A 19,555-nucleotide genomic window follows, 5' to 3' on the forward strand; every position below is an offset into this window, starting at 1 on the left:
AATATTAGAGAAACAAAAGAATGTTTACACGCTAATTTTAACTGCTATTTTTATAGTTTTCATAAAAGCCTCAAATTTATTTTACAATCATGAAATCATTTTTTTTATTCACTGTAATAGGTCTTTTCTTTATTTCTTGCAAAAAAGATCAACCTGAAGTTAATCCTGATGACAATACAAAAGCAAAACTCATGTTGAGCGACAGTATTTCATATACAATTGACGGCGTAAAATATGCTTCTAATGATCGATATGCGAATGGCTACAGTAATAAGCAAATTAACATCAAACCCTATAATCAGGAATTGCCCAATAGACATTTTGCTTATAACACCGGTAATACTTGGTGGTATGGCGAAAAAGATTCTTTGCTCGTTGAATATAATTATGCATTTTCAGGCGAAGCAAATGTGACAATTGGTTTTACTAAAAAATACAATATAGCGAAATTGCAAGAAGGAGCAACAGTGTATCAACCTATCAATGGATTTCAATTGGCAACAGGACCGCAACAATTTATCACAGACTATGCACGTGAAAATAAAACTTCAGGTGTATTTCTAAGTATTTCTCCTCAAACGGAAGAAGCTATGTTTTCGTACATTCCCAATCGATCCATGACAAAACCGGTCCAATTGAATAACAATATCCAGGATGACGCTACGTTTACGATTTTGAAGTTTGAAAAGCTCGACAGGGGATTTTATTTACTGGAAGCCGAGTTTGAACTTAATGGGTATACGGAAAAGAATAAAAAATATCGTATCAAAGATGGTTATGTACGATTAGTCAGCCAATTTAAACACTTTTAATGTAGAAGAATCTGCATCAACTAGCATTGTTTTGCAAGGCAATGCTAGTTGATGCAGATTTTCACTACCTTCGTCTTATGGCGAATCAATTGCAATTTGAAAATTCACCGTACCTTAAACAGCACGCACACAATCCAGTAGATTGGATGCCCTGGGGACCGGAAGCTTTAAAAAAAGCAAAAGACGAAAATAAACTCATCATTGTAAGCATTGGCTACTCGGCTTGCCACTGGTGTCATGTGATGGAGCGTGAAAGTTTTGAAAACTCAGCCATCGCCCAAACCATGAATACGTTTTTCGTATCGATCAAAATCGATCGTGAAGAACGCCCCGATATCGATCAAGTTTATATGCTTGCTGTGCAGCTGATGACCAATGCTGGCGGCTGGCCATTGAATTGTATCTGCCTACCCGATGGAAGACCAATTTATGGTGGCACCTATTTCAAACCGCACGACTGGCAGAATATTTTATTGCAAATTGCACAAATGTGGGCGGAGAAACCCGAAGTCGCGTTTGACTATGCTGAAAAACTAAACAACGGCATCCGACGCGCCGAGCAACTGCCCATTCACCCCATCCCCGATCAATACACGATCGACGACTTAAATGAAATTGTTGCCCCTTGGACCGAGATGTTCGATAAAAATGAAGGCGGTTATCAAAAAACACCCAAATTTCCGTTACCAAACAATTGGTTATTCTTGCTAAAATATGCGGTGCTTGCCGACAATCAGGAACTCCTGGATCATGTTCATTTGACGTTGAAAAAGATCGGATCAGGAGGTATCTACGACCAGATCGGTGGTGGCTTTGCGCGTTATTCGGTTGACCATTATTGGCATATTCCCCACTTCGAAAAAATGCTTTACGACAACGGGCAATTACTATCCCTTTATGCCGAAGCTTATCAACAAAATCGAGATCCATTCTATAAGCGGATTATCGAGGAAACGATTGACTGGGCCGAGCGCGAAATGCTTGCGCCGAACCATGGTTTCTATAGCGCTTTAGATGCAGATAGCGAAGGGATTGAAGGAAAATATTATTCATTCACTAAGGCTGAATTTAACGAGGTATTGGGCGATGATGCTGCCCTCCTTGGCCAATATTTTAACATCACCGAAGCAGGGAACTGGACGGAAGAGAAAACTAACATCCCAATTTGCGCCATTAATGCAGACCAGTTAGCCGTAAAGGTCAATATGTCAGCTGACGAATGGGCAGATTTTCTAAAAATTTCAAAGAAAAAATTATACAACTATCGTGAACAACGGATCCGTCCGGGACTCGACCATAAGCAGCTGACCACCTGGAATGCTTTATTTCTAAAAGGACTCCTAGATGCCTATCACAGTCTTGGGAACAGCCATTTTCTTGAACTCGCTTTAAACAATGCCCACTTTATCTGTACGCATCTTATTCAAGACAATCTTCAGTTATTGCACCAACCAAAAGATAACAACAGAGCGATCGCAGGTTTCCTAGACGACTATGCATTCACTATTGAAGCCTTTATAGCCTTATATGAGGCCACATTTGACCTCAATTGGCTCACAAAAGCAAGACAGCTCGCTGATAGTGCCATTGCATTGTTTTACGATGGATCACAAAAAACATTCTACTACACATCGTCGGAGGCAGAGGAACTTATTGCACGGAAAAGCGAAATTATGGATAACGTAATCCCTTCCTCTTCGTCGACAATGGTTCGCCAATTGAAACGATTAGGTTTACTTTTTGACGATGAAAATTACATCGCCATTACAGACCAATTGCTGGCGAATGTATTCCCGCAAATCAAGACTTATGGTTCGGCCTATTCAAATTGGGCAATATTATTGCTAGAAGAAATATATGGAATCAATGAAATTGCATTGACGGGGGATAAAGCGATGGCTTTCAAAAATGAACTCGGCAAATATTATATTCCTAACAAAATTGTTCTTGGCGGTACGGAAGAAAATCTTCCATTGCTAGAACATAGAGTCGGAAAGGAGACAAAAGCATATCTTTGTAAAAACAGGACCTGCAGTCTACCACAGGACTCCATAGAAGCGTTAATAAATTATATTTAATAAACGGTAGCCTCGGGCTTCCAAAAATCAAAATCAGATGGCTATAAAAGCAAACGACGTCGTAGCATTGACGTACAGACTTCACACAGTAGAAAACGGTGAAAAAGTTTTCGTTGAAGAAACAACTGCAGAACAACCTTTAGATTTCTTATATGGTGTAGGTATGATGTTACCAAAATTTGAAGAAAACATCGCAGACTTAAACGTTGGTGATAAAATTTCATTTGAATTGGCACCGGATGATGCTTACGGTCAAAAAGACGACAGAGCATTCGCACAATTGCCAGTAGATATGTTCAAAGAAACAGGTTTACCTCCAGTAGGAGAAGTATTGCCTCTACAAGACAACCAAGGAAACCAATTCCGCGCTGTAGTAGCTGAGGTTACTCCAGAAGTAGTTGTTGCTGACTTAAACCACCCAATGGCTGGTAAAACATTAAATTTCGATATTGAAATCTTAACTGTACGTCCTGCTACTGAAGAAGAGTTGTCTCACGGACACTCGCATGGTGTAGACGGTACGCAAGGTCACTAATACGGACCCAGAATACTAAAAAACAAAGCCGGGTGTTAATTGACACCCGGCTTTGTTTTTTACTTCTTTAAAAATCGTATCTTGTTTTAAACAGACGAAAGATGCTAACATTTGCGGAAAAAGTAGTTTTATTCAATAAACATCTACATTATCAGGGAAGTCTTCCCCAAGCATTCAATGTAATTAACCCCTATCTTGATAACCCCGAGACATTGGTCGTGATGGAACAGTTCTACCACAAATACTACAATGATAACCTAACAAGAAAATTCATTATTGGCATTAATCCGAGCAGACACGGGGCAGGTGTAACGGGAGTTCCTTTTACGGATACCAAAAGACTAGCTAGCGCATGTGGCATACAAATGCATTCTGCATATACCCATGAAATATCTTCGGTGTTCATGTACGATATGATCGAAGCCTATGGTGGCCCCGATATTTTCTACAAACAATTTTATATCAATTCACCCTTTCCCCTGGCGATTGTCCGAGAAACGAAACCCAACAACTGGATCAATGCAAACTACTATGATGATAAAACACTCTTCGACATGGTCAGCCCTTTTATGCTTGATTCATTGAAACAACACATCGCTATGGGCCTAGCGACGGAGGAGGTCTTTGTGCTCGGAAAGAAAAATGCAGCTTTTCTCGCTAAGATCAACAAAGAAGAAAAGTTGTTTGGAAAAATGACCGTTCTAGACCACCCGCGCTATATACAACAATATAAATCCAAAGACAAACTGCACTACATCGATAATTACATCAGCGTGCTGAGCACAGACTAGCTTATCGCACATGTAAACTCTAAACAACGTATGATTAACTTTTTCCGATGCTATTATAAAAGAATCATCCGCTACAATTTTGTGGCACGCAGCATTTCTCGCTTGCCTGGTGCGCCAGGTGCCTTTTCTATGGTAAATCCCAATGCTTTCATACTGCGTTTGAGGTTCCCGGTAATCGCATAAGTCACAAAGACGCCACCCGGTTTAACAAACTGTGCAATATGCCCCAAGGCAGCATCATTCCACATCTCAGGCTGATGCACAGCAGCAAAGGCATCAAAATAAACGACGTCAAATAAGCGGTCCGATTGAAAATTCATCAACAGGGTATGATCAATATGAAGTTTTAATTGTTCGTTAATCTGCACGTTTCCCGTCAAAGCCAGCTCGTATGCATTCAAATAGCTTGTCCAAACAGTTGGGTGTACCGTCGCATCATAGCCCGTTGCAGCAATAGTAGACAAAGGCAGGGGAAATCCTTCAATTCCGACGTATTCCACCTGAAAAGATTTATCCCTAAGAAAGTCGGCTGTTTGTAGAAAATTCAAACCGGTACCAAAGCCAACCTCCAAGATACCAACGTCGGCGGCTCCTGTCGTTTGTACATAGTGGTCAAGCCCTGTTTTTATAAAAACATGCCTGCTTTCCTGTACCGCGCCGTGTTTCGAATGATAACATTCACCTATTTCAGCATTAAACAAAGTTTTCGAACCATCTCCTGTCGTTACAAATTCCATTTTTATACAAATACGTTACGTTCTAATTTTCACACATGAAGTTCAATCAAGGAAGTTGTTGCCAAAACAAATGGCCTACTCCCTCCACATGACGCTGTTCACGGTTACTTTCCAAAGATAAAAAAGCCAATGCCCGTATCAAAATCCTCATGGTTTAGGAGGCACGACCATCCATAAGCGTAGATTGAAGGTAATGTCGAGCAATTGACCAGTACATCGACTTCCAAATGAAAATATATCAATACCGAACCTATAGTAGGCATGGGTACCGCTAAAAAAAAATGCTTTCAATAAAAACAGCCCAGCCGACAAAAAGCGGATTTTTTCAGCAAGGGAAAACAAAAATGAACAAACACGCATAAATTCAGCTCATTTTAATAGCGCTATTCGAGAAAAACAGTATTTTAGCAATCTAAACACGAAATATTCACAAAACCTAATGAAATATCCAGACCTTACACGCACATATAACGCCGGAGAATTGGATATTCTCAATATGACCAAATTACAAAAACAATATAAGCAGTTCTTCCATGCGAATGAACTCCTTTTAAATAACTAATCATACACCTATGAAATACGCTACAAAAACTTTTGTACAGAACTACGGCAGTATCTTACTTCTACTCCTTGGAATCAGTATTGGAAGTTTGATCGGCATCTTTTTTCCTCCTATCGTCAACAATCTTAAACCGATCGGCAACATTTTCCTAAACCTACTCTTTGTCAGCGTCATACCCTTGGTATTTTTTGCCATATCCTCATCTGTTGCCAATATCGATGGCGACAGTGTACTGGGAAGAATCATCGGTATGATGTCGTTCGTATTTGTGTTGGGTATTGTCGTCGCTGGACTGTCAAGCATCTGCTTCCTTTACCTCTTTCCAGTAGATGCTCCATTACCTATCGAGCAAGCAACTGAGATCGTCGAAACGGTTGCTCATGATTCTTGGGGTGAAAAAATGGTCCGCTTTTTAACTGTTAGCGAATTTTCAAGTTTATTATCACGTCAAAATATGCTGGCCTTTGTCATCTTTTCGTTCCTCGTTGGCATTGCTACACGCAAATCGGGAACATCTGCAGAGACTTTCCGCAAATTTATAAACGCAGGCAACGTTGTGATGGGAAATCTGCTCGTGATGGTCATGAACCTAGCTCCCATTGGTTTGGGTGCATATTTTGCCTATCAGGTTGGAACATTGGGCCCGCAGCTCTTTGGTTTTTATGCCAAACCTATCGGTCTATACTACTTTTTTGGAATCTTGTATTTTTTTACGGTATTCAGTCTATTCGCTTTTTTAGCATTCGGGCTTAAGGGGGTCAAACGGTATTGGCAAAACAACATATTACCTTCCTTAACTGCATTGAGCAGCTGCAGCAGCCTCGCCACCATGCCAGCCAACTTACTTGCGGCCAAACAAATTGGCATCCCTGACAGCGTTGCTAGTGTCGTCATTCCGTTAGGCACCACACTGCACAAGCATGGTTCTGCAATCGCCTGTATCTTTAAAATCTATATCGCACTTTTATTAAGTGGAAAGGAATTTTTTGATCCGTCGAATTTGATTATGGCGGTAGGAATTACTTTATTGGTCAGTATTGTGGCCGGCGGCATTCCTAATGGTGGCTATATCGGAGAAATGCTGATTATATCGGTTTATCAGATGCCAACCGAGGTAATCCCATCCATTATGATTATCGCAACCTTGGTCGATCCCCTCGCAACAATGCTCAATGCCACCGGAGACACCGTAGCCGCTATGCTCACCAGCAGATTGATCGGGCAAAAACTGGCCGATCCTATTCCCGAAAATCCAGGTTAAACAGGCTACAAACGGCAAGCATTTCAAGGATAGCGGATCAACGGAGACTCTACCAATGCGCAGCGGATCAATATGGGTCATATCTATGGCTGGCAGATCAAAAACGGTAGGCAAAAAACAGCTCGCCATATTGATGCCGATGAAAAACTGATTTGAGCTCTTTCGAATTGAATATATAATTGATACCGTAATTGATCTTGTGATTCGACCAGTTGAAACCTATGCGGTGACTAAGCATCCAAGGCTGAATAGTGTATAGCTTGCCTATGGGATCATTTTGACCTCTCCCTCCTTCTACGGTTGCACTGTAAAAAATACGGGATACGCTTGGCTGATAGACAAAATACCATTCTTTATCAGTGTCCGCCCTTCCTTGTGTCAAATGCCCATGTGTAAAGGTGGATGCCTGATAGGATTTCAGCTTCCCCAAACGAAGTGGAGCCGCAATCCCCAGATTGGTATTATTTAGTCCAATAGTCCCTTCACCTATAATTCCCACATCAAATTGCTGGTTTTGACTGCGATATAGTCCTTTTGTATAGGTTGCACTTAAATCAATACCGAAGGAATTTCCAAGCTGCGTATCCCAACCTGTTGCCTCATACATACCAAATAGATGATGGATAAACTTCTGGGCTTCTTCACCGTAGGATTTAGGACCGATCTGCGCCAATTCGGTCTTGAATTCAATGACCTGATCCTGCGGTAAAAATCGCGTTACCCCAGCACTAAAATAAAGGTAACCTGCAAACGGTCTATCGTATTTTTTTTCCTTCCGTCTATAGTCAATAATACTGATACCGTTATAAATACGCTGGCCTATTTCAAAATCCAATACCGTATTTGAAGACTGTTTATCCAGTTTCCTCGGCAACGCAATCCTATAGTTTATATTGATACCATTGGTATAATAGCGGTCCTGACCGGTCAGGAGATAGACGTCATTGTCATTTTGGACAGCAATTTCCTGATTACGGAATTTTACCTGTCCAAAAACAAAAAAACAGGGAAATATAACAGCCCAAAAGAGGCCTAAAAATCGCAAAGCAACACTCATATTAACAGGCAATTGTAAAATTCATGCGATATCATTAGATCCAAAATAGCAAATTTCACTTCAAATTATTCAAAAGCATTTGAATCTAGCTTATTTTTCCAATTAATTCAAACTATTTAGAATAGATATAAATAATATGGAAAAGTTGCATTATTCCTTTCTTAGCGAATCTATTTGTAATTTTGCATTCGATTAGGTGTCAAATGTAAACAATTTGGGATTTTAGCGCGCATAACGTTGTCAGGTTTGGGTAATAATCTTTCGAAAAAAACAGAAAGATATCGGACAGATCGGAACAGCCATTAACTGGTAAAAAACAAACCGAGTGAAACGAGCTCATTGATACGATGAGGTCGGACACTTATAAATAAGTAAATACAAATGAAAAAAAGTTCAATTATTCTAATCGCTATCATTGCTGTCGCAATTGCCATGATACTTGTTATCTATACCGATTCAAGTACGTATTCGACATTTACCGAAGCTAAAGAAAAGAAAACCGAACTATATGTGGTAGGTCAATTGAATAAAGACAAAGCACTTCATTATGATCCCAAGACTGACGCCAACAAATTTTCGTTTTTCATGCGCGACAACGATGGTACAGAATGTGAAGTGATTTTTAGAGGGGCCAAACCTCAAGATATTGAACGTTCAGAGCAGATTGTATTGACAGGAAAAATGGACGGGAATGTGTTTAGGGCGAGTAAGATATTGATGAAATGTCCGTCAAAATATAACGATAAATCGGTCGTCACCGAGATCAATGCTACTGCTTTCAATAATTAATTCGTAAAATCAATTTTCAATGGACGTTAATTACGTTGGTGAGCACCTGCTGCCAGGGCAGATTGGACAATTTTTCATTGTACTTTCTTTTGGTGCTGCACTTCTATCTTGTATCAGTTACTTTTTTGCAACAAAATACCCTGAAGAGCATTCATGGAAAAAAATTGCTCGTATTGCCTTTTGGGTTAATGCGGTCTCCGTCGTAGCGATTGGTGCAACTTTATTTTATATTATATACAATCATCTTTTTGAATATAATTATGCTTGGGCGCACTCGTCCAAGACACTCCCTACCTACTACATCATCTCCAGTTTTTGGGAAGGTCAGGAGGGTAGTTTTTGGCTCTGGATGTTCTGGCAAACGGTATTAGGCGCTGTTTTGCTCTTCAAAGCAAAAAGCTGGGAATCGTCTGTCATGACTTTCGTCATGTTATGTCAAGCATTTTTAGCATCCATGATTATTGGTGTGGAAATCTTCGGCCTGCGGATCGGTAGCTCGCCTTTTATCCTATTGCGTGAAGCAATGGATATTCCAATCTTTAGAGAAGCAAATTATCTTTCACTTATCACCGACGGTAATGGTTTGAACCCTTTACTTCAAAATTACTGGATGGTTATTCACCCACCGACACTATTCCTTGGCTTTGCGTCGATGATTGTTCCTTTTGCTTATGCAACAGGTGCTCTTTGGACCAAACGTTACAAAGAATGGATCAATGCAGCACTTCCTTGGGCTTTATTTGCCGTGATGATTTTAGGCGCAGGTATTATTATGGGCTCATTCTGGGCTTACGAAGCACTTAACTTCGGTGGATTCTGGGCATGGGATCCGGTAGAAAATGCATCTATTATTCCTTGGTTTACCTTGATTGCCGCTGTTCACGTCATGATTGCTTACAAGAATTCAGGCCACTCCTACTTCACCGCTACTTTTTTGGCGATGATCAGCTTTGTGCTTGTGATCTACGCATCTTACCTGACACGTAGTGGCGTCCTCGGAGAGACTTCGGTACACTCCTTTACCGACCTGGGCATGAGCGGACAATTGATCTTATTCAATGTTGTCTTTTTGGTTATCATGGTGGTCTTTCTTACCGTCAAAAAGAAAGAGATGCCCATCACAGAAAAGGATGAGGATATCTATTCAAGAGAATTCTGGATGTTTATTGGCGCCTTGGTATTGACTGTTGCCTGTGCACAGATCATTGCTTCAACATCAATTCCAGTGTTCAACAAGATCTTTGGCACCAAGGTAGCTCCACCTTTGGATCCGATCCAACATTATAACAAATGGCAATCGGGTTTTGCCGTCATCGTGATGATCTTAACCGGATTTACGCAATTCTTAAAATACAAACGTACTGATAGCCGCAAGTTTTTGGCTTCCACTGTAGCATCGTTGGTTGTGTCTTTAATCCTAACGGCTGCTGTCGTCTATTTTACGAAGACGTATACCAACCTGATCTACATTTTGATAACCTTCGCAAGTATTTTCTGTATTCTGGCAAATATCCGCGTATTGGGTGACGCTGTCAAAGGTAAATGGAAACTGGCTGGCTCTTCGGTAGCCCATATCGGTTTTGGTTTATTACTTATCGGTGCCATGGTGGCCGCGGCAACCAACGAAGTCATCTCTGTCAACAACACGGGTTACATCGCTGTATCGGGATTCGACAAAGTAGAAAAGCCTGGCGACAACTTATTCCTGACCGAGGGTGAACCTGTACAAATGGGTGAATACAAAATTACCTATATCGGCGATAGTATTGTTGCTCCAAATACGTTCTATAAAATAAAATACGAGCGGATCGACGAAGAAACAGGCAAAGTGAAGGAGCATTTTGTGCTGCAACCTTTTGCACAAAACAACGCGAAAATGGGTGGTTTGATAGGTACTCCAGCGACCAAACATTATGTTACGCATGATGTATATACACTGATTACAGCTGCCGCAGCTGAAAGTCAAGCAACACACGCCAAAGTTCCTGCTGAAGATAAAACTGGTTTCGAGGACTACGAGGAGCCGGCAACATATCAGGTAAATATTGGCGATACCTTACGCTACCGCAATGGATATTACGTCATTGAAGGCTTAAACAAAGAGGCCCACCTGGAGAAAATTCCAAAGGGGCCCAGTGATGTCATGGTTGGATTGAAAATAAAAGTATTTTCGGCCGACAACAAACAGTATGAGGTACAGCCGATTTACTTAATTAAAGACGGTGGTGTTTACGACTTCAACAAGGATGTTGCCGAGCAAGGACTCAAATTCAGATTTACGGGAATTAAACCTGACAAGGATAAACTGGAAATCATGGTTTATCAGAAGCCACTTCCAGAAAAGAAATGGGTGGTATTTAAAGCCATTAAATTCCCATACATCAACTTTTTCTGGTGTGGAACAATTGTCATGACCATCGGTTTTATCATGTCCATTGTGAGAAGAAATAAAGAGGAGAAACGAAAAGCACTTAAATAATGAACATTGTGATCTTAGGAAGCGGTAATGCCGCGACGCATTTTGGACAACAGTTTCAAAAAACAGGACAGCATATCGTTCAGATCTACAGTAAAACAAAAGCCAATGCAGACGCATTGGCTTTTGCGCTTCATTGCACGGCAACTGACCTACTGTCTGAACTCGACCTCCATGCCGATCTCTACCTTGTTGCTGTTTCGGATCAAGCCATTTTGCCGCTGGTGGAAGCATTACCAAAGGATTTAACAGGCATTGTTGTCCACTGTTCAGGAGCAACCGATCTTGCTGCCCTGGCTGGATTTAAAAACGCAGGCGTAATCTATCCACCACAATCGTTATCCAAAAATAAAGCAGTGGATTTCTCGACGGTTCCACTTTGCATTGAAGGTAACACAGATGAAAATAGTGCCGCGCTACTTCAGCTTGCACAGACATTTGCACCGCAAAGTATCTATTGTAACTCACCGCAACGCTTAGCCATTCACCTGGCCTCGGTCATGGTCAATAATTTCTCCAATATCCTCTATCAGATGGCTTATGAGTTATTGGAAGAAAACAACTTATCCTTTGATTTAATCAAACCAATTATCCTGGAGACGGCAGAAAAGGTGCAAAATCATATTCCAATAACAGTTCAGACAGGTCCGGCGATCCGACAGGACAGCACAACAATGCAAAAACATTTGCAATTTATTAGCAATAAACCAGATTTACAGCAAATCTATCAACTTTTGTCGCAGGAGATTACTAAAAGAAAATAGTTTGTTAGAAACGGTTATAAACTTATCAAAACTTACCTACAGGGGGTAAATATATCCATTTACTTCAGGAACTTTAGTACATTTGCTTCGTCCAAAAGCGCATTTTGGAATGCTAATTGAGTAATAAAATAATCAGTTGGGCTAAACATTAAAATAGCGAATTAAAACTAAACAATCGTATTTTCTATGGAAGTTAGAAAACTCATTCTTTCAATAATGATTGTGATTAATTTAATCATTGTATCATTTGGATTTATATTTACATCAAGCTGGTTTTGGCTGCTTATCATCCCATTTCCCTTGCTATTGATCGCGTTATATCATAGTTTCCAGACCAAACATGCCATTCTACGCAATTATCCTTTAGTTGGATATTTCCGTTATATCTTCGAATCTATTCGTCCTGAGTTGAGACAATATTTTTGGGAATCAGATATGGATGGACGTCCTTTTAACAGAAGACAACGTTCGATCGTATACCAACGTGCAAAAAACCAGCGTGAAACTGTAGCATTTGGTATGCAGACAGATCCACAGGCTGTCGGGAACGAATGGGCTGCGCACTCTGTTTTCCCTTGCCATATCGAAAACCACGATCTGCGTACCACCGTAGGAAATGCAGCCTGTAAGAAACCCTATAGCTTAAGTGTGTTCAACATCTCGGCTATGAGTTATGGTGCCTTGAGTAAAACAGCTATAACGGCGCTAAATAAAGGTGCTGCCCTTCAAAACTTTGCACACAATACCGGCGAAGGGGGGATCAGCGATTACCACAACAATGGAGGTGATTTAATCTGGCAGGTCGGTACAGGTTATTTTGGATGCCGTAATAAGGAGGGAAAATTTGACCCCGAACTTTTCAGAGAAAAATCCAACCGTGAAAACGTGAAGATGGTCGAATTGAAACTCTCGCAAGGCGCTAAACCTGGTCATGGCGGTATACTTCCGGCGGCAAAAAACACCCCAGAAGTCGCTGCTATCCGTCACGTCATTCCTGGAACAGACGTAATGTCGCCACCAGCACATAGTGCTTTCTCCTCACCTACTGAAATGATGCACTTCATACAACAGCTGCGCGAGCTATCCGGTGGAAAGCCTATTGGCTTCAAAATTTGTATCGGCGATAAACATGAGTTTATCGACATCTGTCATGCTATGCAAAACACGCAGATCTTCCCTGATTTCATCTCCGTGGATGGATCTGAAGGTGGTACAGGAGCTGCTCCACTGGAGTTTACAGATAACCTAGGGATGCCACTATACGATGCATTGGCATTTGTAACGAAAACCTTAATTGCTTTTGGTTTAAAAAAGCACATTAAAGTAATTGTATCAAGCCGTATTGTAACAGGTTTCGATATCTTGAAAGTCATTGCCTTAGGTGCAGACGCATGTTATAGTGCTCGCGGTATGATGTTCGCTTTAGGGTGTATTCAAGCACTTAAATGTAATGAAGACGTCTGTCCAGTTGGGGTCGCCACACAACAGCCGCATTTATACAAAGGACTCGATGTAAACGATAAATATGTACGCGTCGCGCAATTCCACCGCAACACATTACGTGCTACAGTCGAAATTATGGAAGCTTGTGGTTTCAAAACTCTTTCGGATGTATCGGCAGACAAATTCTATCGTAAGGTCGATGCTATCCGGACACTAAGTTTTCAGGAAATCTATTTCGGTACTGAAGGCAAATTGGTCAATAGCCACACCGATTTCGAAAGCAAACTTTTCGAAGATTAATCGCTAGCAATTCATAAAAAAAGGTCCCCCATGTATTCAACATAGGGGGCCTTTTTTATACCTTGATAGTTCCCTTACAGAATAAAACCCACTAATTATCTTTATTTCAAATTAAACAATACGCGGTGCAGAATCGTATTTGATAAAGTAATTTGATCGTCGGCCAATCCCCCTAAGGCCTGTTCAATTGTATTTTTTGCCTGCTTCATTCCTTCATCCTTCATCTTCCGCCCGATTTTTGTTAAATAGATCAGATTGGACCGTCTGTCGTTTTTATCATTAACACGGATAACCAGATTTACCCGTTCTAGGTTATTAATTAATCGAGTAACACTGGGTTTATCTCGAAATGTGCGCACAGCAAGCTCCTGCTGGGTAAGCCCCTCTTCTACCCACAGGTTATACATGATACTCCATTGTTCAGAAGTAATGTTTAACCCTGCCTCCTTGAGATTACGTTGTAATCTCCGCATAACTGCAATTGAGTATTTCCCTGTTAAGAAATTATAAAAATACTCTTGTGATACTAAATCTTGGTCTAACATATGAATAATGGTTATGGTTGTTTACGCAACTTATTTTAATAATAAAACGTCGTCTTTCATTCAATTTGAGAAAAAGCTAAACGTATTTTGGCTAATAGTTAGCCTAAATTACGCTTTAATATAGCTGTCTCAAACAAAATTTTATCAACATATCATAAGCAGATGTTGATAAATCATAACAATTTGATTTATACTAGACTGAATTTAATAAATAAAAAGGATACAAACAAAATAAATGCTTGCAATTGTACCTAATTTAGAGGATGTTATCCGATAGTAAAAGAATCGGAATCTTTTAAGAAAGGAAATTTCTCACGTGCTTCCAACAGGTCGTTCGGATTTAAGGTAAAGGTATACAAGTCCTCATCTTCCGGTTTATAATATACCACGTCACCAAGGGGCGATATACACATAGAACCGCCAGAATAGTAAATATCATTACCGTCGTGCCCAACACGGTTTACCCCAACAACATAAGCTTGGTTTTCTATTGCACGTGCCGGAATAAGGGCTCTCCAATGTGCTGAGCGCTTGTCTGGCCAGCTGGCGGTATACACTAAAATATCATATGCTCCGTTTTGATTTTTAGACCAGACTGGGAATCTCAGGTCATAACAGATCATCGGGCAGATTTTCCATCCTTTGATATCGACCAGGATACGTTCATTTCCTGGCTCAAAGTACTCGCTTTCTTTGGATAATCCGAAAAGATGACGTTTATCATATTTTACATATTTACCGTCTGGAAACATCCATACAAAGCGATTATAGTATTTCCCACCTTCTTCGATAATCAAAGAACCGGCAACAACACAGTTAAGTGAGCTTGCCATTTCAAATAGCCATCTTGTCGTAGGTCCATTTGCAGGTTCTGCACATTTCTCGACATTATTCGTGAAGCCTGTATTAAACATTTCGGGGAGAATAATAACATCCGTTTTCTCACGCAATGAGGAAAGTCTCAAGGCCAGATTATTTAGATTCTTCTCAATATTTTCCCAGAATAAATATGCTTGAAATACGGTGATTTTTAAAGGCTCCATGAACGTAATCTAAAAATTTATTTAATTATTTTCTTACAAAAAAAACATTTAATGGCAAGATACGAATTTTAATAGAATTTATACTTATTGCTGTCTTACCAAAAGGTTATTTGCTAACACTAATAACGCTTCTTTGCGATCATTTGGTACATTCAATGCTTCCATTTTTTCAAATGCCCGTTGCGTATAGCTATCTTTCAACTCGTCGGCCGCAGTTTTAATCGCATACTTGTCGTATAAGGCAAGCATATCCGCTACTTTTGATGGAGCAGTCTCTATCGTGGCATTTAATAGGGCTTGTAAAACCGTCTTATCATCCTCCGAAATTACCGCCATCAACTTCACCAATAAAAAAGTTTTTTTATTGATCATGATATCACCACCAACAATCTTTCCAAAGGTATCTGGATCTCCATATGCATCCAAGATATCGTCCTGTAATTGAAATGCTAAGCCTACGTTCTCTCCAAAATCGTAGATCAGCTGCTGTTGCTGTTCATCTGCTCCCGACAGAATAGCCCCCAACTGTAATGCTCCGCCCAATAACACCGAAGTTTTAAGACGGATCATCTCAAGATATTCAGGCATTGTCAGCGAATCCCGGCTCTCATAATCCATATCTAATTGCTGGCCTTCACATACCTCCATAGCCACTTTACTCAAAATTTTCAAAGTTGCAGGCAAGTAAATAGGATTACACTTTGAAATTTCCTCATACGCTTTGACCAACAAGCCGTCTCCCGACAATATGGCAATATTAGCATCCCACTTTTCGTGAACCGTCGTTTTACCTCTTCTTAAAGGAGCCTTATCCATCAGATCATCGTGGATCAGTGAAAAGTTATGAAAAAACTCCACTGCTTTGGCAGCAGGGATAATTTCATCCATCTCTTGCATGCCGAATAATTCGGCAGCCATCAATGTCAGCACAGGTCGAACCCTCTTTCCGCCCAAAGTCAATATATACCGTATCGGATCATATAAATTTGATGGTGTTTCAGGAAATTGACTTGTCTCTATCGCCTCTATCACGAGTTGTTGTAAATGTTGCATATATCTTTACGATCGAATCTTGCGAATATAGCAATAATCATATAGAAATGGCAATTTTGTCCCCTTAAAGGAAGTCACCTCAAAATTGTACATTTGTATAAGTCTTTTATTATGCGCATACTGATTATCCATACATTTTATCAAGATCCTGGTGGTGAAGACACTGTGTTTCAGCAGGAATCTTCCCTCCTCGCGCAAGGACATGAAGTCCAAACGCTTACCTTTCAAAATAAAAAGGGCTGGCAGGGTGCTCTACAGACCATCGGATCTTTTTGGAATATTTATGCTGCTCAACGTGTCAAAAAAATAATTCGGACATTTAAACCTGACATCGTTCACGTTCACAACACCCATTATGCAGCAGGTCCAATTATCGTGCGTACGATTGCCAAACTTGGCATCCCCCAGGTCATGACCTTGCATAACTTTCGTTTACTATGCCCTTCGGCGACGCTGTACCACCACAACCGTCTCTTTCTGGACTCACTCCAAGAGGAGTTTCCGTGGACAGCCGTGCGACAAAAAGCATTTAACAACTCGATAGTAAAAACATTTCTTCTCGCACTGAATTACTGGTTTCACCGCAAAATTGGAACTTGGGCAAAAGTAAATCGCTACATCAATTTAAGCTCCTTTGCAAAGAACATATTCGTTGAATCGACATTACACCTTCCGTCTGCTCAATTCGCGATAAAACCGAACTTTGTCTTTCCTACGACAATAGCACCAGAGGGTCCGCAGGCTCACTTTGTATATGTCGGCCGTCTTTCAGATGAAAAGGGGATACTACAGCTGATCGATGCTTTCATCGGCACAGATTTTCAACTGGCAATTATTGGCGGCGGTCCGCTCGAAAATGAGGTTTTGAGAAGCATTAAAGACCAGGCGAATATTTCCTACCTCGGTTTTAAAAAGAGATCAGAAATACTTCCCTTGATAGCCAAAGCACAGGCTTTAATTGTACCATCGATTTGTTTTGAAGGAATGCCGATTACGATTCTTGAAGCCTATTCAGTCGGAACAGCTGTGCTTTGCTCCAATTTAGGCCCGCTCCCCGAACTGATTATCCCTGGCAAAACAGGACAAACGTTCGATCCCCACAACAAAAACGCTATCATCCAATGTTTGACGGAGTGGAGCACAAAAACAACAAATGAAAAAGATGAGATAAGAAAGACCTGTATTGCTTACTATTTTAGTAATTTTACTCCTGAAATAAATGAAGCGAAATTATTAGCGATCTATCAGGACGCTATTCACGATAAAAAACGGAATAAATGAGTATCATTGTATTAGATAAACTGGGTCTAGCGCCACAAATCCAAGCTGTACTGGAAACAATTTATGATCCTGAACTGAAACCCGCAAATATTGTGGATTTGGGGCTTGTATATGAAATCATTACGAAGGAAGAGGGTATTGCAAAGATTGTAATGACGCTGACTGCTCCTGGTTGCCCCGTGGCAGGCGAAATCATGAATGAAGTTCAAGAAAAAGTTGCTGCCGTAGCAGGTGTCAAAGAAGCATTGGTCGAATTGACATTTGATCCACCCTGGACTAAAGACATGATGTCGGAAGAAGCAAAACTGGAGTTAGGTTTTTTATAACGAAATCCGAATGCAACTCAAAATTCTTTATCAAAAAATACAACCTGTGATTTCACATAAGCATTAAATGTGGAGGACAGTTTAAAACACGCATAACTAAAAAAGGTCCAATTGTCTCCAATTTGGGCCTTTTTTAGCGCTACTTAAATAGGTTTTGAAGTTTAATTTTTCATATATTTAGATGAAATAACCAATATATGAAAAAACCGCTGCTTCTCTCCTTTGGACTATTCCTTGTATTTATCAATCAATCTCCTACACAGGAAGCAACGCTCACCATAGATGTTTCCTCTCCACAAGAGAACACCATACAGCTGGATGCTATTGGGGTCAATACAATCGCATCCGATGGGTCATCAACTTATAAACTCATCAATAATCGGTTTAATAAGACTTTTACGATTCCCCACATCACCAAACTCTATGTGACGGGTGTCAGTAATTCCAATTGGAGTCAACCATTGTACATTTCCCCCGGAGATCATATTCATGTTCGGGTAGATTCAAAAGACGGTAAAGATCAGATTACAATAACAGGTAAAGGTAGTGAGAACAATCAGCCGTTCAATTTCCCCGACAACATTTATTTTGAGGAACTTCGGGAGGATTCGCTTCCAGATAGGTTACTTGTGGCGATACAAAAAAATATGGATAGCTTAAGCCAGGAAACCAAGAGATATATTACGCAAAACAAACCAACGGCAACCTTCGAAAAAGTTCTACAATACAATCTGGCTTATGCTCCTGCAGAATTGTTTCTCAATTTTTACGGTAACCATAAGTTTTATTTAGAATCACGAGATGATAGTGAAAAATTGACGGCAATCTGGAAACAGAAAAGGGATAGTCTACTGGCTGTATACCCCTTGAATAATGCCGAAGCATTGATCAGTCCAATATATAAAATGCTGATCGGAAATTATCTTTTAAAAAGGAAAGAAGAACTTTGGGCTACTGCTCAGTCAAGCGATTTCCTTTCGACCTATTATTCGGAATTTCCTTCAAACCAAAGAGCACAAGCATACTCCGGTGATCCGGAGAACTTATTGCAGGAAAAGATCATCAATAAGGAATTTACAGGTCAAATCAACGAATATCTATATGCTTACCTCTTACAAATGATGAGCAGGTCAAAAAAAACCAATGCTACAGTCATCTTCGACCGTTTTAAGGCTAAATATCCGACCAGTTTATACCGTTCTCTTTACGAACCAATGATCACTGAAGCACGAATAAACGAGAAGCGACCGTTGAATGAAAAAATGGTCTTTTTAGATAGCAGTGGCCGATTGAAAAAGCTGGATGATGTAATCAACCTATTCAAAGGAAGAACTGTTTTGGTTGATATGTGGGGAACTTGGTGTAGCCCCTGTCATCAAGAAATTGAGAAAAATGCACATGCATTGAAAACACACTTTAAAAATAAGGATCTGCAATTCCTTTATATCTCAAACTTTGACTTAAAAAATCAACTCAATTGGAAAAAACTCATCCGCTATTATAGTATGGAAGGAAGTCATGTTTTAGCAAGCCGGGAGCTTTCAGAAGACGCAATGAACAAAACAGGTAGTGATAGCTTCCCGACTTATTTTATTATTAAAAAGGATGGGACATATGAACTTTCGAAAGCAGGTTATCCAATGGAAAGAGAGCTGTTGATCAAACAGCTGGAAGAAGCCATGTCATACCACTGATGAACTTG

General features: G+C 40.3%; 18 protein-coding genes. 13 read left to right on the forward strand and 5 right to left on the reverse strand.

The window, feature by feature from the left end:
* The first annotated feature begins 89 nt into the window (after positions 1–89).
* From AAH582_RS22105 to AAH582_RS22120, 4 genes are all read left to right on the forward strand, one after another.
* The gene (locus AAH582_RS22105) at positions 90–812 is read left to right on the forward strand and encodes a hypothetical protein (protein WP_343320641.1); all 723 of its coding nucleotides are present in this window, start codon (positions 90–92) and stop codon (positions 810–812) included.
* Positions 813–889: 77 nt separating this feature from the next.
* Entirely contained in the window at positions 890–2,890 is a 2,001-nt protein-coding gene (locus AAH582_RS22110) for a thioredoxin domain-containing protein (RefSeq protein ID WP_343320642.1), read from the forward strand.
* A gap of 37 nt (positions 2,891–2,927) precedes the next feature.
* Positions 2,928–3,425, forward strand: a complete 498-nt coding sequence (locus tag AAH582_RS22115) for an FKBP-type peptidyl-prolyl cis-trans isomerase (RefSeq protein ID WP_046672788.1) — start codon at positions 2,928–2,930, stop codon at positions 3,423–3,425.
* Between the two features lie 101 nt (positions 3,426–3,526).
* On the forward strand, positions 3,527–4,216 hold the full coding sequence (locus tag AAH582_RS22120; protein ID WP_343320643.1) for an SMUG2 DNA glycosylase family protein: 690 nt from the start codon (positions 3,527–3,529) through the stop codon (positions 4,214–4,216).
* A gap of 71 nt (positions 4,217–4,287) precedes the next feature.
* Here the strand turns inward: AAH582_RS22120 and mnmD are convergent, their stop codons facing one another.
* Positions 4,288–4,953, reverse strand: coding sequence for a tRNA (5-methylaminomethyl-2-thiouridine)(34)-methyltransferase MnmD (gene mnmD / locus AAH582_RS22125; RefSeq protein WP_046672790.1), 666 nt, complete (start codon positions 4,951–4,953; stop codon positions 4,288–4,290).
* Positions 4,954–5,392: 439 nt separating this feature from the next.
* On the opposite strand from mnmD, the gene AAH582_RS22130 reads away from it, so the two are divergent.
* Together AAH582_RS22130 and AAH582_RS22135 are read left to right on the forward strand one after the other, a co-directional pair.
* A complete protein-coding gene (locus AAH582_RS22130) occupies positions 5,393–5,515 on the forward strand; it encodes a hypothetical protein (RefSeq protein WP_343320644.1) in 123 nt (40 codons plus the stop codon).
* Positions 5,516–5,525: 10 nt separating this feature from the next.
* Positions 5,526–6,776: a dicarboxylate/amino acid:cation symporter gene (locus tag AAH582_RS22135; protein ID WP_343320645.1), complete on the forward strand. Its 1,251-nt coding sequence runs from the start codon at positions 5,526–5,528 to the stop codon at positions 6,774–6,776.
* 97 nt (positions 6,777–6,873) lie between these two features.
* Here the strand turns inward: AAH582_RS22135 and AAH582_RS22140 are convergent, their stop codons facing one another.
* Positions 6,874–7,833, reverse strand: coding sequence for a lipid A deacylase LpxR family protein (locus tag AAH582_RS22140; protein ID WP_343320646.1), 960 nt, complete (start codon positions 7,831–7,833; stop codon positions 6,874–6,876).
* A gap of 381 nt (positions 7,834–8,214) precedes the next feature.
* On the opposite strand from AAH582_RS22140, the gene AAH582_RS22145 reads away from it, so the two are divergent.
* From AAH582_RS22145 to AAH582_RS22160, 4 genes are all read left to right on the forward strand, one after another.
* Entirely contained in the window at positions 8,215–8,622 is a 408-nt protein-coding gene (locus tag AAH582_RS22145; protein ID WP_046672794.1) for a cytochrome c maturation protein CcmE, read from the forward strand.
* 19 nt (positions 8,623–8,641) lie between these two features.
* Positions 8,642–11,101 carry a heme lyase CcmF/NrfE family subunit gene (locus AAH582_RS22150; protein ID WP_343320647.1) on the forward strand — a complete coding sequence of 820 codons (2,460 nt, stop codon included), beginning with the start codon at positions 8,642–8,644 and terminating at the stop codon, positions 11,099–11,101.
* Complete coding sequence (locus AAH582_RS22155; protein ID WP_343320648.1) at positions 11,101–11,862, forward strand: Rossmann-like and DUF2520 domain-containing protein; 762 nt, start codon at positions 11,101–11,103, stop codon at positions 11,860–11,862. Before AAH582_RS22150 ends, AAH582_RS22155 begins: the two co-directional genes overlap by 1 nt.
* A 186-nt stretch (positions 11,863–12,048) precedes the next feature.
* Entirely contained in the window at positions 12,049–13,605 is a 1,557-nt protein-coding gene (locus AAH582_RS22160; RefSeq protein WP_046672797.1) for an FMN-binding glutamate synthase family protein, read from the forward strand.
* Positions 13,606–13,706: 101 nt separating this feature from the next.
* Here AAH582_RS22160 and AAH582_RS22165 read toward each other — a convergent pair whose 3' ends face one another.
* The 3 genes from AAH582_RS22165 to AAH582_RS22175 all read right to left on the reverse strand — a co-directional run bounded on the left by AAH582_RS22165 (position 13,707) and on the right by AAH582_RS22175 (position 16,246).
* Complete coding sequence (locus AAH582_RS22165) at positions 13,707–14,150, reverse strand: MarR family winged helix-turn-helix transcriptional regulator (RefSeq protein WP_046672798.1); 444 nt, start codon at positions 14,148–14,150, stop codon at positions 13,707–13,709.
* 266 nt (positions 14,151–14,416) lie between these two features.
* The gene (locus AAH582_RS22170) at positions 14,417–15,193 is read right to left on the reverse strand and encodes an amidohydrolase (protein ID WP_046672799.1); all 777 of its coding nucleotides are present in this window, start codon (positions 15,191–15,193) and stop codon (positions 14,417–14,419) included.
* An 84-nt stretch (positions 15,194–15,277) separates the two neighbouring features.
* Positions 15,278–16,246 (reverse strand): polyprenyl synthetase family protein, encoded by a 969-nt coding sequence (locus AAH582_RS22175; RefSeq protein ID WP_343320649.1) that lies wholly within the window; start codon positions 16,244–16,246, stop codon positions 15,278–15,280.
* A 111-nt stretch (positions 16,247–16,357) separates the two neighbouring features.
* On the opposite strand from AAH582_RS22175, the gene AAH582_RS22180 reads away from it, so the two are divergent.
* From AAH582_RS22180 to AAH582_RS22190, 3 genes are all read left to right on the forward strand, one after another.
* Complete coding sequence (locus AAH582_RS22180) at positions 16,358–17,527, forward strand: glycosyltransferase family 4 protein (RefSeq protein ID WP_343320650.1); 1,170 nt, start codon at positions 16,358–16,360, stop codon at positions 17,525–17,527.
* Positions 17,524–17,853 carry a metal-sulfur cluster assembly factor gene (locus AAH582_RS22185; protein WP_046672802.1) on the forward strand — a complete coding sequence of 110 codons (330 nt, stop codon included), beginning with the start codon at positions 17,524–17,526 and terminating at the stop codon, positions 17,851–17,853. Before AAH582_RS22180 ends, AAH582_RS22185 begins: the two co-directional genes overlap by 4 nt.
* Before the next feature lie 197 nt (positions 17,854–18,050).
* Complete coding sequence (locus AAH582_RS22190; protein WP_343320651.1) at positions 18,051–19,547, forward strand: TlpA family protein disulfide reductase; 1,497 nt, start codon at positions 18,051–18,053, stop codon at positions 19,545–19,547.
* The last annotated feature ends 8 nt before the right edge of the window (positions 19,548–19,555 follow it).

This window comes from Sphingobacterium multivorum, assembly GCF_039511225.1.
Lineage (GTDB): Bacteria > Bacteroidota > Bacteroidia > Sphingobacteriales > Sphingobacteriaceae > Sphingobacterium.

Bases quoted from the DNA above. Each gene is read 5' to 3' on its own strand.
- AAH582_RS22150 (WP_343320647.1), top strand. From the start codon at position 8,642: ATGGACGTTAATTACGTTGGTGAGCACCTGCTGCCAGGGCAGATTGGA.
- AAH582_RS22120 (WP_343320643.1), top strand. From the start codon at position 3,527: ATGCTAACATTTGCGGAAAAAGTAGTTTTATTCAATAAACATCTACAT.
- AAH582_RS22175 (WP_343320649.1), bottom strand. From the start codon at position 16,246: ATGCAACATTTACAACAACTCGTGATAGAGGCGATAGAGACAAGTCAA.
- AAH582_RS22165 (WP_046672798.1), bottom strand. From the start codon at position 14,150: ATGTTAGACCAAGATTTAGTATCACAAGAGTATTTTTATAATTTCTTA.
- AAH582_RS22145 (WP_046672794.1), top strand. From the start codon at position 8,215: ATGAAAAAAAGTTCAATTATTCTAATCGCTATCATTGCTGTCGCAATT.
- AAH582_RS22155 (WP_343320648.1), top strand. From the start codon at position 11,101: ATGAACATTGTGATCTTAGGAAGCGGTAATGCCGCGACGCATTTTGGA.
- mnmD (WP_046672790.1), bottom strand. From the start codon at position 4,953: ATGGAATTTGTAACGACAGGAGATGGTTCGAAAACTTTGTTTAATGCT.
- AAH582_RS22105 (WP_343320641.1), top strand. From the start codon at position 90: ATGAAATCATTTTTTTTATTCACTGTAATAGGTCTTTTCTTTATTTCT.
- AAH582_RS22110 (WP_343320642.1), top strand. From the start codon at position 890: ATGGCGAATCAATTGCAATTTGAAAATTCACCGTACCTTAAACAGCAC.
- AAH582_RS22135 (WP_343320645.1), top strand. From the start codon at position 5,526: ATGAAATACGCTACAAAAACTTTTGTACAGAACTACGGCAGTATCTTA.
- AAH582_RS22140 (WP_343320646.1), bottom strand. From the start codon at position 7,833: ATGAGTGTTGCTTTGCGATTTTTAGGCCTCTTTTGGGCTGTTATATTT.
- AAH582_RS22185 (WP_046672802.1), top strand. From the start codon at position 17,524: ATGAGTATCATTGTATTAGATAAACTGGGTCTAGCGCCACAAATCCAA.
- AAH582_RS22130 (WP_343320644.1), top strand. From the start codon at position 5,393: ATGAAATATCCAGACCTTACACGCACATATAACGCCGGAGAATTGGAT.
- AAH582_RS22180 (WP_343320650.1), top strand. From the start codon at position 16,358: ATGCGCATACTGATTATCCATACATTTTATCAAGATCCTGGTGGTGAA.
- AAH582_RS22190 (WP_343320651.1), top strand. From the start codon at position 18,051: ATGAAAAAACCGCTGCTTCTCTCCTTTGGACTATTCCTTGTATTTATC.
- AAH582_RS22170 (WP_046672799.1), bottom strand. From the start codon at position 15,193: ATGGAGCCTTTAAAAATCACCGTATTTCAAGCATATTTATTCTGGGAA.
- AAH582_RS22160 (WP_046672797.1), top strand. From the start codon at position 12,049: ATGGAAGTTAGAAAACTCATTCTTTCAATAATGATTGTGATTAATTTA.
- AAH582_RS22115 (WP_046672788.1), top strand. From the start codon at position 2,928: ATGGCTATAAAAGCAAACGACGTCGTAGCATTGACGTACAGACTTCAC.